This window comes from Candidatus Palauibacter polyketidifaciens (genome assembly GCF_947581785.1).
Taxonomy (GTDB): domain Bacteria; phylum Gemmatimonadota; class Gemmatimonadetes; order Palauibacterales; family Palauibacteraceae; genus Palauibacter; species Palauibacter polyketidifaciens.
In genome coordinates this window covers 17,734-32,403 of record NZ_CANPVO010000044.1, presented here as the reverse complement: position 1 = coordinate 32,403, position 14,670 = coordinate 17,734, and the positions used below count along the sequence as shown (strand labels likewise).

The following is a 14,670-nucleotide window of genomic DNA, read 5'->3' as shown; positions in this document are numbered from 1 at the left end:
TCGCTCTGAACCCCTGTTTCTGTTTACAGTCGTAGACCGCGCCAAGATAGCCGGAAGGCTGCCCCCGCGCACGAACGCAGCGGCGCTAATATGTGAGAAGATGCGCGGTGTTGAAGAGGACGACCGTTTCCGCATCGCGCAGCTCTCCGGATCGGCGAAGTTCCCGCGCCCCGGCGAGGGTGGCGCCGCCTTCGATCGCGGCCCCCACGCCGACGGCGCCGAGTTCGAGGGCCCCCTCCTTCATCGCCTCGTCGGAAACGGCGACTCCCCCTCCGCCCGATTCGCGGATGGCTTCGAGCATCAGGAAATCGCCGAGCGCCCCCGGCACCCGGAGTCCCCACGCCTCGGTCGAGGCGTTCCGCCACGGCTCGGCGTAGGTCTCGCCCGCGGCGTGCGCGCGCACGATGGGCGCGCAGCCGGTGCCCTGCACGGCGTAGAGGCGCGTGCCCCCGTCGATCAACCCCAGCTCCCGCAGCTCCGCCAGCGTCTTGGCGCTGCCGATAAGGCCGGTGCCGCCGCCGGTGGGGTAGACGATGGCGTCGGGCGCCCGCCAGCCGAGAGCTTCGACGATCTCAAGCATCATCGTCTTCTTCCCCTCGATCCGGTAGGGCTCCTTGAGCGTGGAGATGTTGAACGCGCCCGTTTCCGCGCCGTACTCGGCGGAGAGGCGGCCGCATTCGTCGATGAGCCCGTCGACCCGGACGATGTCGGCGCCGTAGTGCTCGCAGCGCCGGGCGACGCCCTCCGGAGTGTCCTCCGGGATGAAGAGGCGACAGGGCACTCCCGCGCGCGCCGCGTAGGCCGCGAGGGCCGCTCCCGCGTTGCCCGCGCTCGGGATGACGAGGTCCGTCGCCCCCTCGTGCACCGCCCGGGTGACGGCCGCGCACAGGCCGCGGTCCTTGAAGCTTCCGGTGGGGTTGAGGCCCTCGTCCTTCACGAGAAGCGTGAGACCCTCGAACTCCCCTCCGATCTCGATCTCGAACAGGGGCGTGCCGCCTTCGCCCAGGGTCACCGGGTCCTCGTCGGGCTCGATGGGCATGATCTCCCGAAAACGCCACATCCCACCCTGTCGCCCCGCCCATGCCCGCCGCAGCGCTTCGCCGTCCAGGGCTCCGAGGTCGTACCGCGCCAGCAGCGGCTTCCCGCAGTCCGGGTCCGGGCACACCGTGGCCAGCCCCCGGGCAACGGTTCGCCCGCAGAGGCCGCAATCGAGGCGCCAGCTCATACGCTTCGCTCCTTTTCTATCGCCGCCGCGAGTCGTGCGAGGGTGCGCGCCCGCCCGAGCGCGTAGGCGACCTCGCCGAGGTCGGGTCCGTGAAGCTGCCCGGTCAGGGCGACCCGGACGGGCGGAAAGAAGGTACGCCCCGCGAGGCCGGCGTCACGCATCGCGCCGCGGAGCGCCGCGGCGAGGGGTTCGGGTCGCCACGCCGTGTCGGCCCACGCCGCGCGGGCGAGGCGAAGCGCGGTCTCGGCCGCGGGGGCGGAGAGCAACTCCCGGGCGGCGGATCCGCCGGTCTCCGGCGCACGGTAGATCGGCTCGACCTCGGACGCGACGTCGGAGAGGAGACGCGTGCGCCTGGCGAAGACCTCCGCGGCGCGGCGGAGATCGGCGTCGTTCAGCCCCAGCCCCTCCACGTCGAGCCGCGGCGCCCAATCGCGGGCCAGCCGCTCGGCGGGTTCCGCCCGCAGGTGCTGTCCGGAGAGCCAGGTCATCTTCTCCTCGTCCACCTCGGCATCGGCCGCTCCCAGCCGGTCGAGGTCGATCCGCTCCACGAGCGCCTCCCGGCTCAGGAACTCCTCCCCGTCTTCCGAGGACCACGAGAGGAGCGACAGGTAGTTGAGCACCGCGTCCGGATGGAACCCCCGCTCCCGGTAGTCGAGGACCCCGGCCGCCCCGCGTCGCTTGGAGAGTTTCCCTCCCCCGGGGGCCAGGACGGTCGGGATGTGGACGAACGCGGGCGGCTCGACCCCGAAGGCCCGGTACAGGAGCACCTGCTTGGGTGTGTTCGAGAGATGGCCCACGCCCCGGATCACGTGGCTGATCTCCATCTCGATGTCGTCCACCGCGACCGCGAAGTTGTAGGTGGGCCGCCCGTCGCTCCGCACGAGAACGAGGTCCCCCAGATCGTCGCCGTCGATCGCGAGCGTGCCCTTCAGGAGGTCCGTGAACTCGACCGGCCCGGATTCGATGCGAAGCCGGATGGCGGTCTCTCCTCCGGAGCGGAACGCTTTCCCCGATTCCAGCAACTCCTCCGCGCGGGCCCGATGGCGTTCGGCGCGCGCCAACTGGCGGTATGGCGGGAACGGCCCTCCCTCCCGCGGTCCCTCGTCCGGGGAGATGCCGAGCCAGTCGAGCGCCTCGTAGATCATCTCCTCTCCCCCCGGTACCGCGCGCTCGGTGTCCGTGTCCTCGAGCCGGAGCACGAAGGCGCCCCCGTGCCGTCGGGCGAAAAGCCAGTTCAGGATCGCAGTGCGAGCGTTGCCCAGGTGGAGGGCTCCGGTCGGGCTCGGGGCGAACCGGGTTCGGACCCGCGCCGTCGAAGCGGTCGGAGGGGTCATGACGCCTCTTCTTCCGCCTGGAAGCCGGCGCAACGCAGTACGGGCAGCGTCGGATAGCGCCGAAAGCGCGCGTCGTGGCGCGAGAGTCGGCAGAGGAGGAAAGCGGATCCGCGGTCGCTCCGGATCCAGCGGCGGTGACGGCAGCGCGCGCACAGGCCCGCCGGGGGACGTCCGCCGCGCATCACGAGGCGGCTCCCCCGCCCGGATCCTCCTCGTGGAGGGCGGTAAGGATCGACGTTGCCGTAGCCTCGCCGATCCCGGGCGTGCGCGCGAGCTGCGCCGGGGTGGCCCGACGGATGAGGTCGAGGCTGCCGAACCGCTCCAGCAGGCGCTGCTCGCGCTCCGGTCCCACCCCCGGGATCTCGCTCAGCCGCGATCTGAGGGCGCGTCGGCGGCGCAGCGTCCGGTTGTACCGGAGCGCAAAGCGATGAGCCTCGTCGCGCGCCCGCTGTAGCCAATGCAACCCCGGGTCGGCGCGCGGAAGCCGCAACGGAGTCGGGATCCCGGGCCGGAACACTTCCTCTTCGCGCTTCGCGAGGGCCACGGTGGTCAGGTCGGAGACGCCCGCGCCGTCCATGGCCTGCCGCGCGGCCGAGAGCTGTCCCCTGCCCCCGTCCACGACGACGAGGTCCGGCAGGGCGCCCCCCTCCCGGACGCGGCGGTCGAAATAGCGTGAGACGATCTCCTGCATCATGGCGTAGTCATCGGTCTGTCCCTCGTCCGAATCCCGGATCCGGAACTTGCGGTACTCGTCCTTGTGCGGCCGTCCATCCCGGAGCCACACGCTACTCCCGACCGACTCCCGGCCCGCGAGCGTCGACACATCGAAGCAGACGATGTCCCGCGCCGGCGCCTCCAGCTCGAGCACCTCCGCGAGCCGCGCCGCGGCGGGCGACGGTCCCGCGGCCTCGACGCCGGCGCCCGCTTCATCTCCCTGCTCCACCCGGTCCCGCTCCAGCACGTGCGCCGCGTTTCGGCTCGCGGCCCGCGTGAGCTCCAGCGTCGGCCCGCGCGCCGGCACCCGGATGCGGAAGCGGTGGCTGGCGACGCCGGAAAGGTACTCCTCCACGAGATCCTGCTCGTCGAACGGCTCCGGCACGAGGAGTTCCGAGGGGACATCGTCCGCCTGGCGCAGATAGTACCCCTTCACCAGGGCCCCGAGCACGGCTTCGTCCGGTTCGTCCCCGACGTTCGCGAGATAGTGGATCCGGCGGCCGACGAGCCGTCCCTCCCGCACCCGGAGCACGATCCCGCACACCGACCCGCCCGCCGGCTGGCGCGCGAAGCCGATCGCGTCGTGACTCCCGCCCCTGGGGTCGATCGCCGCCTGTCGGCTCTCGAGTTGATCGAGGCCGCGCAGCACGTCCCGCAACTCCCCCGCCCGTTCGTAGTCCAGCGCTTCGGCGGCCTCCGTCATCCGGTCTTCCACCGAGCGCCTCACGGTCCCCGTCCGCCCTCCGAGGATCTCGAGGATCTCGTCGATCATCGCCCGATAGTCCCCTTCGGACTGGAGGCCCGCGCACGGGGCCTTACAGCGCCCGATGTGATAGTCGAGACAGGGCCGGGGCGGAAGCTCCGCCGGCATCCGGTAATGGCACGACCGCACGGTGTACATCTTCTTGATCGTGCGCAGCGCCCGCCGCATCGCCCCGACGTCCGTGAAGGGGCCCAGATACCGAGAACCGTCATCCCTCAGCCGGCGCGTCACGAAGATCCGCGGGAAGGGCTCCCCGATCGTGACCTTGATGTACGGATAGCTCTTGTCGTCGCGGAGCTGGATGTTGAAGCGCGGGCCGAACTCGCGGATGAGATTCCATTCGAGGAGGAGGGCCTCGGCTTCCGAGCGCACGGGAAAGGTCTCGATACTGTCGATCTCCCGGACGAGGCGGACGAGCTTCACGGAACGGCTCGCCTCGGCACCGAAATAGGAGGCGACGCGCGAGCGGAGCGATTTCGCCTTTCCCACGTAGAGGACCTCCCCCGCGGCGTCCCGGAAAAGGTACACGCCCGGCTCGTGATCCAGCCCCCGCGCCTGCTGGCGAAGCGCGTCGAGATCCGGCCCCCGCGCGCCTCGCTCCCCGCTCATTCCCTCCCCTCCGCCGATGGGGCCTCCCCGACGGTTCGGAGCCCGGTCGGAAGGCCGGCACAGCCGGCATAGCACAGCCCGCCCGCGATGAGCGCGGCCGCGAGGAGAGCGGCGTCCCCGAGGAATCCGTCCGGGAGGCGGTCCGCGAGCAGCGCTCGAATCGCCACGAAGGCGCCGCTCGCCAGGCCGGCGCCCGCGGCCATGCGGGCGAGAGAACGCCGCACCGGGAGGAACCACCCTCCCGCCCCCCGCCATCCCAGCCCGCGCACGAGGAGGACGAGGTTGACCCAGGCCCCGACGGAGCTGCCGAAGACGAGCCCCGCCGCCGCGCGCAGCCCGAACCCGCGGTCCTCCATCCACAGCGCGGTCGCGGCCCCGATCAGGATGCCGGTCCCCACGCCGGCCAGGGCGTACTTCACCGGCGTCCGCGTGTCCTGGAGGGCGTGGAACGCGCTCGCGAACAGCTTCGTGAGGCTCGTCGCCACGAGTCCCAGCGCGTAGGCGCCCAGGGCCCACTGCACGACCGGGACGTGTTCGGCCTCGAAGGCTCCCCGTTCGTAGATGAGCGACGTCACGAGATCCCCGAGCAGGAGGAGCACGGCGACCGATGGAAGAATGAAGTAGGACACGCGCCGCACGCCGGTCGACAGATGCGACCGCAGCGCTTCGGCCCCCTCCTCCCGGGACATCTCCGGCAGCGCCGCCACCGCCACCGAGGCGCCGAAGAGGGCCATTGGCACCATCGCGATGCGCTGCGCGAAGTAGATCCCCGTGAGCGCGCCCTCGGCGAGGAGGCTGGCGATGAACACATCGGTCAGGCTCGAGAGCTGGAAGATCCCCTGCCCCGCCGCGACCGGCATGGCGTTGCGCGCGACGCGGCGCGTGGGCTCGAAGCGGAGGTCGATGCGGGGGCGGAGCGTGCCGAGCAGGCGGTACACGACGGGGAGCTGGATCGCGACCTGCAGCACACTTCCGATGAGGGTGGACCAGGTGAGCACGACGATGAGCGGCGCCCAGCCCATCCGCGCCCCCAGCAGGAGGCCGCCGATCTGGGACAGGTTCCAGACGACGGGTGCGACGAAGGGGAGGAAGAAACGGCGGTGGCTCGTGAGGATGCCGAGGCACCATGCACCGACGATCATGACCCCGGACATGGGGAAGAGGATGCGGACCAGGCGCGTCGTAAGCTCGCTCAACTCCGCGTCGTAGCCGGGCGCGAGGATGCCCAGGAGCCAGGGTGCGCCGGCGACGACCGCCGCCACGACGAGGAGGGAGAGGAGGAGGAGGCCGCCGAGCACGCCCTGCGCGAGCCTCCGCGCCGCGGTCGTGTCGCCCCGCTCCATCAACGAGGAGAACACCGGCACGAAGGAGGCGGAGAGGGCGCCTTCGCTGAGGAGGTTGCGAAAGGCGTTCGGGATCTTGAGCGCGGCCGCATAGGCGTCGGTGACCGGCCCGACGCCGAAGGTGGCGGCGATGATGACGTCCCGCAGAAACCCGGTGATGCGGCTGGCGAGAATGCCGGCGGCGACGCGCGTCGCGGAACGGCCCTGCCCCGGCGCCTTCCCCGTCAGATCAACGCTCCCCGTCGTTTCCGGCCGGTCGCCCCGCCTCCCCTGTGGGGAGTGCCGGGAGCGCTTCGTCTCCTTCCACGAGGGCACGCACGAAGGCGGTCTCTTCCCGGATGCCCTCGACCGCCTGCGTCAGGTACTGGATTTCCTGCTCGAGCGCGTCGATGCGGGCGGACTGGTTCGTTCCGGACTCGGTGCTCCCGATCCGGCGCGCGAGGGCTTCGGAAAGGGGGGAGTCGATCACGATGGCGAGCACCGGGATGAGGACGATCAGCCCGAGAACGACCATGAAGGCGAAGGTCATCTCGGATCTCCCGTGCCGCTCATTGTCGCGCCCCCCGTGGAAGAACGTCCGCTCGCGAGTGCCCACCGGGACGATGTACCCGCGAACGCCGCAAGCTATCCATCTCCCGCGCGACCCGCCAAGAAGGAGGCGACCTGGCGATCGGTCTCGCAGGCCAGCCGCTCCACGAGTCCGGGTCCGTAGCGGCAGAGGAAGGGGAGCGGATTCAGCACCCTCTCCTGAGGTCGCCGGCGCGGGAAGAGGTTCGCCCCCGCGCGGCGCACCTGGCCCAGCCGGACGTCGAGTCGTTCCCGGGTCGCACGGTCCACCTGACGGCTCAGTTCCGAGGCCGCATCGAGGATACCCTTCCGCATCTTCCCCGCCGCCCCTCGCAGACCCGGCACGTCCTCTGCCACGGCCTCCTCGATCGCGGCCATGCCCGTCTCGGCTTCCTCCCGGAAACGACCGAGCGCCCGCTTCACCGTCTGCGGTCGCGCCTCCTGCGTGAGCCGTTCGACGACCGACTCCGCGCCCCCGGCGAGATCCCCCGGCGACAGGCCCGTCCGATCGAGCACCCGTCGCGTGCGCGCCTCGACCAGCATCCAGGCCGCGCGCGGATGGACGGACGGCAGGGGGACATCGAGGGCTCCGAACAGCGGCCCCAACTGGCTCCAGTAGGCGACCTCGCCGGGCCCCAGCACGGTCGCGGCCACGGGGAGGAGCCAGGATTCGAGCGCGGGGCGGGATGCGACGTTCGGCGAAAAGCCCTGGGGCTCGGCCTCGAGCCGTTCGCGCCAGCCTTTGGGAGACGTCTCGCCGCCTCGCCGGACGCGATGCCTCCCGCCGCCCCCGTCGAAGAAGAGCGGCAGTGCATCTCCGACGCGCGAGATCGGCGCCTCGAAGCCCTTCGCCTCCAACGCGCGCACACCCGCCGCCTCCGCCTCGAGGATCCCGTCCCAGTCGGCAAGAAGCCGGTCGTGGAACGGGGCGGCGGCGCGCCGGAGCTCCGGGTGCGCGGAGTCGATCCATGCGTATCCCCGATCGCCGAGCACCCCCGCAAGGAGGCGGGCGAACGCGGCGGAGACCGGTTGTCCCTCGACGTAGGCATCTCGGATCAACTCCAGGTAATGCACCATAAACTCTGATTCAGGCACGAGTTCAGGAAGATAGCCGAGCACATCCATCCCGGAGCCGTCGAGGATGTGGGATCCCACGGAACGGCGCTCGCCGCCATCGGGGACCGGGAGCGCGAGCGTCCGCGGCGCGTCCGAACGGTCGAGGATCGTCGCGCTCCCCACCTCGTCCCAGTCGTGATCGTCCGAGGCGATCCAGAACAGGGGGACGACGGTAGCACCGAGCTGCTGCTCGAGTCGGGCGGCGAGCGAGATGGCGGTGAGGGCCTTGTAGAGGACGTAGAGGGGCCCCAGGAGGAGGACGGGCTGGTGCCCCGTCGTGACGAAGGCTCCCTCCCCCCGGAGGACGGACTCGACGCGCGCTCGGACACCCGGACCGGAAACACCGAAGGCGTCGGGCGCAAGCCGGGAATGGCGAGGAGACGGAGGGGCGGCCGCGGCAAGATCGCTGACGAGAGGGAGAAAGCCGCCGTCGCCGGCGTCGAGGACGGCGTGCGCGATGGAGCCGGGGACGCCCAGCGGCCGCGGGAGGATTTCCGGGCTCCCCGCCGGACTCAAAGGGTCCGTCCCATCAGAAGCAGGCGAGCCGAGTCGCTCCGGAACGGCGTTCCGTCGTAGCCGCCGAAGGCGTTCGTCGCCTCGAGTCCCTGCTCGCGGAGCAGGCCGCGTAGCGCGTCGGGAGAATAGAGGCGCACGCGCTCGTGGTAGACCTCCGGCTCCCGGTCCGCGGTTCCTCCGATCTCGATTCGCTTGAACACCTGGTCTCCCTCCACCCACCGCGTCTGCCGCACGGGAGTTCCGTTGATCTCGCCCACGGACTCCGGATCGAGGCGGTCGATGACCCACGCCGCGTGCAGATAGTCCATCAGGAAGGGGGCGCCGGGCCGCAGCACGCGCCGGATTTCCCGCAGGACCTCGATGTCTTCCTCCGGCGTGAGAAAGTAGCCGAAGGAGGTGAAGAAGTTTACCAGACCATCGAACGTCCCGGCGGCGAAGGGAAGCCCGCGCATGTCCGCGCGGATGAGGGATCCGTCCACGCCCGGGCGCCCTCGCGCCGCATCGAGGAGCGGGGCGGAAAGATCGATCCCGACCGCCCGCAGGCCCGCCGCCCGGAGACGCTGCAGGTGCCGTCCCGCGCCGCAGGCGAGATCGAGGACGCGGGCGCCCGCGGCGAGTCCCGCGCGCTCCCGGTAGAGTCCGACCGCCCGGGCGGCCTCCTCCTCATCCCGGTGCGGATACAGCTCGAGGTAGGCTCGGCCGAACCAGTCCCTGAACCATTCGGCCGGGGCGCTCAGCGGCTCGCTCACAGGACCCTCACGGTCCCTTGTGGTACGGTTCGCCACGAAGAATCGTGGCTGCCCGGTAGAGCTGCTCCGTGAGGACGAGCCGGGCGACCTCGTGCGGGAGCGTCATGGCCGAGAGCGCGAGCCGGGTCCGCGCGCGGGCGAGCAGCCCCGAGGCGAGTCCGTGCGCCCCTCCGATCGCGAACGCGGCTCCCGGCCGTCCATAGGTGCGCATGTCGTCGAGGTAGTCCGCGAGAGCCCGCGTTGTCCAGCGCTCGCCTTCGCGCGTGAGGGCGATGAGGTCCAGCTCGTCGGGGAGTCGCCGCTCGAGGGCCGCCGCCTCCTGCTCCCGCGCTTCTCCGGCGCGCGCATCCGGAAGTCGGGCCGGGTCGACGGCGATGGCCTCGAACCGGACGTACCGCCGCAGGCGGTTCTCATACTCCTCCGTCGCCCTTCGCAGGGCGGTGGCCCGGTTCCGTGCGACCGAGGCCACAACGATCCGCGTCACCCTCCGGCCGCCGAGTCACGGTCGGTCGGACCCGATGCCGCATCGAGAATCAGGCGTCTCACGTCTTCCCAGCCGGCCTTCCATGTGAGAGTCTCGGGGAGAACCCAGATCGGCAGGCCCGGGTCGAAGAGCGGGCGGAGTCGGGAGAGGTCCTTGCGTGTGGTGAGCACGCCCCCCCGCCCCGCGGCCCGGATCGCGCCCGTACGCTCCCGCGGCGACGGGATCCCGTGATCGCTCAGCGCGAGGCGCTCCCGAACCGACGCGCACGCGGCGCCGGCCTGCGCGAAGAAGAGATTGGGCTTCATGATTCCGGTCAAGGCGAGCCGGGGGGCCGGCGACCCCGACCAGGCGCGTGCTCCCGCGCTCGCCGCTTCGAGGGGCCCGTGCCCGAACACGCCCGTCGCCACCGGGATGCCGGGGGCCAGACTCCCGCAACGGACCCGGAGTTCGCCGTCGAAGCCGGAGAGTTGAGCCGTCCACGGCTCCCGCCCCGTGATGAGGATCGCGTCCGCGCGGACGACGGCGCGTTCCCAGCGCTCGCGGAAAGGGCCGGCGGGGAGGCGCTCGCGGTTCGTGCGGCGAAGCGCGTCCCGGTCGAGAACGAGGAGGTCGAGGTCGCGAAAGAGGCGGCGATGCTGAAAGCCATCGTCGATGATGGCAACGGTCGCTCCCTCCGCCGCGGCCCGCCGTCCGGACCGGACTCGGTCCTGGTGACCGCGGATCGACGCCCCCGGCGCCTCGTGCGTGAGCAACTCGAGCTCGTCGGTGTATCCCCGCGCGAGAATGGCCGGACGGTGCCCGGCCTCCCGAAGCGTGCGGGCGATGCAGGCGGCGAGCGGCGTCTTGCCGCTTCCCCCGGCCGTCACGCCGCCGACCGAGATCACGGGGATGCCCGCGGTGTGTACAGCGAGGATCCCGAGATCGTAGAGGCGATGCCGGCCGTCGTGGATGCCGCCGTAGATGCGGGCGACCCCCCTCAGCGGAAGCGCCGCGCGCGGGCGGCGCCACTGGCTGCGGAGGCGGAGTTCGAGCGAGCGCCGCACCGGAATCCGACGCGCCTCCCGCGCCACTTGCTCGCAGCGGGCCACCTCGCGCTCAAGCGCGACCTGGATCTGTTCGGTGTCCGGCGCCGCGCCCTCCCCGACCGGAGCGAGCGACACGAACACCGTGGCTCCGGGGGCGGGGATAAGGAAGCGATCCCAGCTCGGGAGCCGCAGGCCAGAGGAGGCCGCGACCCCCACCACGGTCACGGAGCCCTCCGCCAACGCCCCGATGCGCGCCGTGCCTTCCTTCAACGACCGCCGGGGGCCGCGCGGTCCGTCCCCCGTGAGAATCACGCCGCGTCCCGACGCGAACGAGCGGGCCAACTGGCGGAAGCCGGCCGAGCCCCCGCGGGTGCTCGAGCCCCGGGCCACGTCATAGCCGAGGCGTCGGAGGACCCGCGAGACGATCTCGCCGTCGCGGTCGCGGCTCGCGAGCGTCGCGAGTTCCTGCCCCGCGAAGAGGCACGTGAGCGGGAGGAGGTGTTCGTGCCAGCACGCATGGATTTCATGCTTCAGTCGAGGTCGGTACGGACAGTCGAGGTCGTCGGGGTGCCGGAAGCGCCACGTCCGGCTGACCGGAAGCGCGGCCCGCACGAGTCGGACCGCGAGGCCCGGGGGGACCCGGCGAGCGCTCAGCACGGCGCGCCGGAACGACTCTCGGAGTCGGGGCCCTCCAGGAGCTCGATCGCGTGCCGCGCGACGCGGGCCGCGCAGCCCGGCTTCCCGAGCCGCTCGCGAACGATGTCGAAGCCGCGGAGCATCTCCCGGCGCGCCGGCGCCTCATCACGGAGGAGCGCCTCGAGCGCCTGCGCAGCGCGCTCGGCCGTCAGCTGATCCTGGAGGAATTCCGGAACGACCGGGGCCTCCGCCACGAGGTTGACGAGCACGATGGAGGAAACGCGCACCAGCCGGCGACCGATGGCCCACTCCACCGTGCCCATGCGGTAGCCCACCACCATCGGGACCCCCGCGAGCGCGAGTTCGAGCGTGATCGTGCCGGATTTCGTGAGGGCGGCCCAGGACCGCTCCGTCGCCTCGCGCGCCCCCGCGGTTGGGAACCCCGCTCCCGCATAGAGCGACTCCGGCAGATGCGGGGGTCGCGCAATGATGAAGTCGAGATCCGGGTGCCGCCCCGCGAGTTGCCGCGCGGCTTCCGCGAAGACGGGAAGCATGCACCGCACCTCCTGCGCTCGCGATCCCGGAAAGAGGCCGATCACCCTCCCTCCACCGCAGGTGCGGCCCTCCACCGTCCCGGGCGTCCCGGTCGCCGCGGGAGACCCGGTCGGCGGGCGAGCCCCCGCGCCGCCGTCGGTCGCGCGCGTCGCGTCGAGCAGAGGGTGCCCGACGAAGTCCGTTGGCACGCCGTGTCGTTCGAGCAGCGCCCCCTCGAACGGGAGCACGGTGAGGACGCGGTCGCAATCGCGCCGCAGTTTCGAGGCCCGGCCCTCCCGCCAGGCCCATACCTGGGGCGCGATGTAGTAGAGGACCCGCCGCCCCTGCCGCCGCGCGCTCCGGGCGAGCCGCAGGTTCAGCCCCGGGTAGTCGATCGGAAGGAACAGCCGGACATCCTCCGTCACGAAGAGGCGCCGGATCCTGCGCTCGAGTCGAAGGAAGCCCGGCAGACGCCGCAGCACCTCCGTCCCCCCCATGACCGACAGCTCGTCGAGCCCGGCGATCCTCGACACGCCGGCCGCCGCCATCTCGCGGCCCCCGATCCCGAACAGCCTCGCCTCGGGCAGCTTCCGGCGGATCTCCCCTGCGACCGCCGCGCCGTGGTGGTCCCCCGAGGATTCGCCGGCGGAGATGAAAATCGCCGGCGGTGGACGTGGGGTCAGGACAGTCGGCCGAGGTAGGCAATCAGCATGAGGACAAGTGCAAGGAGAATGAGGAGAACCAGGGTTCGGGGCCCCCTCTTGACCGCGCCTCCGAGCTTCTTCCGCTCCTCACGAATCTTGATCAACGACATGTACGAACTCCTCGATTTCGCGGGTGATCCGGATCGCGACTTCCAGCGCGTCCCTGCCCGCGTGACCCGATACCAGGCGGCTCGGACGTCCCGCGATCGCATCGGCAAAGGCCTCGAGTTCCCTGCCGAGCGCCTCGCCGCCACGAGCCTCCAGCGGCACATGCTCCACCAGGGCTTCCACTCCCGTGATTTCGGTCACGGTCCCCGGGTCGCGCCGTCTGTAGTGATGTCCCGTTCCGGCCGCCAGGTCCAAGCTGAAGTACCCGGAGCGCTGGAACAACCTCAGCTTCCGCAGCGCTTTCAGCGCCACACGGCTCGCGGTGATGTTCGCCACCGTGCCGTCCTCGAAGGAGAGGCGCGCGTTGGCGAGGTCGATCCGGGGGGAGATGACGGGTACGCCCACCGCGCGCACATCCTCCAGCGGCGCCTCCGTCAGCGTAAGGACGAGGTCGATGTCGTGGATCATCAGATCCAGGATCACGGTCGTGTCCACCCCGCGGGGCTGAAACGGCGCCATCCGCAGAGACTCGATGAACCGCGGCCGATCGAGCCACGGTTCCGCGGCAAGGAGGACGCCGTTGAAGCGCTCGACGTGTCCGACCCCGAGAACGACGCCCTTCTCTTCCGCGAGCGCGAGGATGTCGTCCGCCTCCGCGAGGCTGGCCGCGAGCGGTTTCTCGACGAGTGCGTGGCACCCCGCGCGGATCGCGGCGGCCGCAGCGTCGCGGTGCGCCTCGGTGGGCACCGCAACGACGACGGCCTCGACCCGGTCGAGCAGCGCCTCCGCCTCCGCGAAGGCGGGCACGGACAAGCTGTCCGCGACCTCCCACGCCCGCGCGGTCGACCGGTCGTGCACCCCCTCCAACTCGAACGCGTCGCTCTGCGCCAGGAGTCGGGCGTGCTCGGCGCCCAGCTTCCCGACCCCGACGACGCCGGCCGGGATCCGGCTCACACGGCGGACCGGGTCTTCGCCTCGCGCGGCTCCGGCGGGAGCTCGTCGTCCGGTCCGACGCGGGTCGTGGTCACGCCGCGTTGGGAATCGCGGATGAACTCCACGAGTTCCCGCACCTCGGAGGTCATGTCTCCCCGCCGGACGCGGTCGAGACCTGTCCGGAGCGGGTCGCCCGACCGGAAGATCGTCCGGTATGCGGCCTGCAGCGCGCGAATCGCCTCCGCCTCGAATCCCCGGCGTTCGAGGCCGATGCGGTTGACGCCGTACGTGCGGGTCCGATCTCCCCCCACGAGCGTGTACGGTGCGACATCGCGCGAGACGCGCGCGCCGCCTCCGACCATCGCATGCCGGCCGATCCGCGTGAACTGGTGGATGCCCGTCAATCCTCCGACGATGCCCCAGTCTCCGATCTCGACGTGCCCCCCCATCGTCACGCCGTTCGCGAGTACGACGTGATTCCCGATGAGGCAGTCGTGGGCGATGTGCACATAGGCCATCACCAGCGTGTCCGCCCCGACCGACGTCAGACCGTTCGCCGCCGTCCCCCGGTTCAGCGTCGTGAACTCGCGCACGACGGTTCGGGGCCCGATCTCGAGGAAGGTGCGTTCTCCCGCGTATTTGAGGTCCTGCGGGTCCGAACCCAGGACGGCTCCCTTCGCGATGCGCACGTCCTCGGCCACGCGCGTATCCCTCTCGATGAGCACGTGCGGGCCGATGCGTACCCGTTCGCCCACCTCCACGTCGGGGCCGATCACCGTGTACGGGCCGACGGAGGCGCTGGCTGCGATGCGCGCCGATGGATCGACGACGGCCGTCGCATGCCGCCCCGGCGCAACCCCCGCCGACGTCACCGGTCCATGACCTGCCCCAGAATCGTGGCCTCCGCCGCGACCCTGCCGTCGACCCGGGCCACGCCCTTCAGCTTCCCGCGCCTGGCCCGCCCCTGGACGAGATCGAGTTCGAGGATCAGCTGGTCGCCGGGGATGACGGGCCGCCGGAACTTCACGCCGTCCACCGACAGGAAGTAGATGACCTTGTCCTCGGAGTTCTCGAGGCCGCCCATCAGCAGGAGTCCCCCGCATTGGGCCAGCGCCTCGATGATGAGCACCCCGGGCATCACGGGACGGCCCGGAAAGTGCCCCGCGAAGAACGGTTCGTTCGCGCTCACGTTCTTCAGGCCGACGATCCGCTGCCCCGGTTCGATCTCGAGCACCCGGTCCACCAGAAGCATGGGATACCGGTGCGGGAGGATGTTCAGTATTTCGGTGACGTCCATCACCCTTCCTCGT

General features: G+C 71.3%; 13 protein-coding genes. All 13 read right to left on the bottom strand.

The window, feature by feature from the left end; genetic code table 11:
- Nucleotides 1-85: 85 nt before the first annotated feature.
- Nucleotides 86-1,225, bottom strand: a complete 1,140-nt coding sequence (locus RN729_RS12100) for a threonine synthase (protein WP_310785112.1) — start codon at nucleotides 1,223-1,225, stop codon at nucleotides 86-88.
- Nucleotides 1,222-2,559, bottom strand: coding sequence for a glutamate--tRNA ligase family protein (locus RN729_RS12095; protein ID WP_310785110.1), 1,338 nt, complete (start codon nucleotides 2,557-2,559; stop codon nucleotides 1,222-1,224). Before RN729_RS12095 ends, RN729_RS12100 begins: the two co-directional genes overlap by 4 nt.
- Nucleotides 2,560-2,740: 181 nt before the next feature.
- The gene (gene uvrC / locus RN729_RS12090; protein ID WP_310785109.1) at nucleotides 2,741-4,645 is read right to left on the bottom strand and encodes an excinuclease ABC subunit UvrC; all 1,905 of its coding nucleotides are present in this window, start codon (nucleotides 4,643-4,645) and stop codon (nucleotides 2,741-2,743) included.
- Entirely contained in the window at nucleotides 4,642-6,303 is a 1,662-nt protein-coding gene (gene murJ / locus RN729_RS12085) for a murein biosynthesis integral membrane protein MurJ (protein ID WP_310785107.1), read from the bottom strand. The genes uvrC and murJ overlap by 4 nt, the downstream gene beginning before the upstream one ends.
- The gene (locus RN729_RS12080) at nucleotides 6,218-6,517 is read right to left on the bottom strand and encodes a hypothetical protein (RefSeq protein ID WP_310785105.1); all 300 of its coding nucleotides are present in this window, start codon (nucleotides 6,515-6,517) and stop codon (nucleotides 6,218-6,220) included. Before RN729_RS12080 ends, murJ begins: the two co-directional genes overlap by 86 nt.
- Nucleotides 6,518-6,612: 95 nt before the next feature.
- Nucleotides 6,613-8,187, bottom strand: a complete 1,575-nt coding sequence (gene bshC / locus RN729_RS12075) for a bacillithiol biosynthesis cysteine-adding enzyme BshC (protein WP_310785103.1) — start codon at nucleotides 8,185-8,187, stop codon at nucleotides 6,613-6,615.
- Nucleotides 8,184-8,936 (bottom strand): class I SAM-dependent methyltransferase, encoded by a 753-nt coding sequence (locus RN729_RS12070; protein ID WP_310785101.1) that lies wholly within the window; start codon nucleotides 8,934-8,936, stop codon nucleotides 8,184-8,186. Before RN729_RS12070 ends, bshC begins: the two co-directional genes overlap by 4 nt.
- A gap of 7 nt (nucleotides 8,937-8,943) precedes the next feature.
- A complete protein-coding gene (locus RN729_RS12065; RefSeq protein ID WP_310785099.1) occupies nucleotides 8,944-9,420 on the bottom strand; it encodes a 23S rRNA (pseudouridine(1915)-N(3))-methyltransferase RlmH in 477 nt (158 codons plus the stop codon).
- Entirely contained in the window at nucleotides 9,417-11,102 is a 1,686-nt protein-coding gene (locus RN729_RS12060) for a tetraacyldisaccharide 4'-kinase (RefSeq protein ID WP_310785098.1), read from the bottom strand. The genes RN729_RS12065 and RN729_RS12060 overlap by 4 nt, the downstream gene beginning before the upstream one ends.
- Nucleotides 11,096-12,268: a hypothetical protein gene (locus RN729_RS12055; protein ID WP_310785161.1), complete on the bottom strand. Its 1,173-nt coding sequence runs from the start codon at nucleotides 12,266-12,268 to the stop codon at nucleotides 11,096-11,098. The genes RN729_RS12060 and RN729_RS12055 overlap by 7 nt, the downstream gene beginning before the upstream one ends.
- A 138-nt stretch (nucleotides 12,269-12,406) precedes the next feature.
- A complete protein-coding gene (locus RN729_RS12050) occupies nucleotides 12,407-13,381 on the bottom strand; it encodes a Gfo/Idh/MocA family oxidoreductase (protein ID WP_310785097.1) in 975 nt (324 codons plus the stop codon).
- On the bottom strand, nucleotides 13,378-14,232 hold the full coding sequence (gene lpxA, locus RN729_RS12045) for an acyl-ACP--UDP-N-acetylglucosamine O-acyltransferase (RefSeq protein WP_310785096.1): 855 nt from the start codon (nucleotides 14,230-14,232) through the stop codon (nucleotides 13,378-13,380). Before lpxA ends, RN729_RS12050 begins: the two co-directional genes overlap by 4 nt.
- Entirely contained in the window at nucleotides 14,229-14,657 is a 429-nt protein-coding gene (gene fabZ, locus RN729_RS12040) for a 3-hydroxyacyl-ACP dehydratase FabZ (protein WP_310785094.1), read from the bottom strand. The genes lpxA and fabZ overlap by 4 nt, the downstream gene beginning before the upstream one ends.
- Nucleotides 14,658-14,670: the final 13 nt, after the last annotated feature.

Coding starts and splice junctions, on each gene's coding strand:
- RN729_RS12100 (WP_310785112.1), bottom strand. CDS start 1,225: ATGAGCTGGCGCCTCGATTGCGGCCTCTGCGGGCGAACCGTTGCCCGG.
- RN729_RS12095 (WP_310785110.1), bottom strand. CDS start 2,559: ATGACCCCTCCGACCGCTTCGACGGCGCGGGTCCGAACCCGGTTCGCC.
- uvrC (WP_310785109.1), bottom strand. CDS start 4,645: ATGAGCGGGGAGCGAGGCGCGCGGGGGCCGGATCTCGACGCGCTTCGC.
- RN729_RS12080 (WP_310785105.1), bottom strand. CDS start 6,517: ATGACCTTCGCCTTCATGGTCGTTCTCGGGCTGATCGTCCTCATCCCG.
- fabZ (WP_310785094.1), bottom strand. CDS start 14,657: ATGGACGTCACCGAAATACTGAACATCCTCCCGCACCGGTATCCCATG.